Annotated in this window: 1 protein-coding gene; it reads left to right on the top strand. The window is 57.7% G+C overall.

The annotated features are described in order from the left end of the window. On the top strand, positions 1-749 hold a 749-nt coding region (locus tag QP965_RS11425), incomplete at its 5' end, for an IS256 family transposase (protein ID WP_284852695.1). Positions 750-769 lie beyond the last annotated feature (20 nt).

Genomic DNA, 769 nt, shown 5'->3' with positions numbered 1-769 from the left:
ACGGCCACCGCGTGGTCAACAAGGCTTGCTACATGGCGGTTGGTGTCGATATGGACGGCATCAAGCACATCCTGGGATTGTGGATCGCGGACAATGAAGGCGCCGCATTCTGGGCATCGGTGTGTGCGGATCTGGCCAACCGCGGTGTCCAAGACGTGTTCATCGTGTGCTGCGACGGGCTCAAAGGCCTGCCGGAGGCTGTGGAGACAACCTGGCCGAATTCCATGGTGCAGACCTGTATTGTGCACCTGATTCGGGCTGCGAACCGGTGGGTGTCCTACCAGGACCGCAAAGCAGTCTCCCGCGCGCTGCGTGAGGTCTACACAGCCGCTAACGAGGACACCGCGCGTGCCAGCCTGGATGCTTTCGAGGCCAGTGAACTTGGCCGGAAATATCCCCAGTCGGTTAAAGTCTGGCGTGATGCATGGGAGCGGTTCGTGCCGTTTCTGCAGTTCCCACCGGCGGCACGCCGGGTGCTCTACACCACCAACTCGATCGAATCGCTCAACGCCGAACTGCGTAAAGCTACCCGTAACCGGGGTCAATTTCCAAACGATACTGCCGCACTAAAGACACTGTGGCTGATGATCTGCAACATCGAAGACAAGCGCGCTGCCCAGCGAGCGAGGAAAGCAAAACGCGATATTGAATGCAACGGCTATATTGAAGGAGCGAAAGCAACTGGATGGAAACAAGCCATCAACCAACTAGCCGTGGCTTACCCCAACCGATTCGCGGATTACTTGTAAACCAAGCCCCCGCACACAAA

The sequence above is a fragment of the Corynebacterium sp. MSK074 genome, from assembly GCF_030229735.1.
GTDB lineage: Bacteria > Actinomycetota > Actinomycetes > Mycobacteriales > Mycobacteriaceae > Corynebacterium.
The sequence above is the reverse complement of the archived record's forward strand: the minus strand, read 5'-3'. Positions and strand labels throughout refer to the sequence as shown.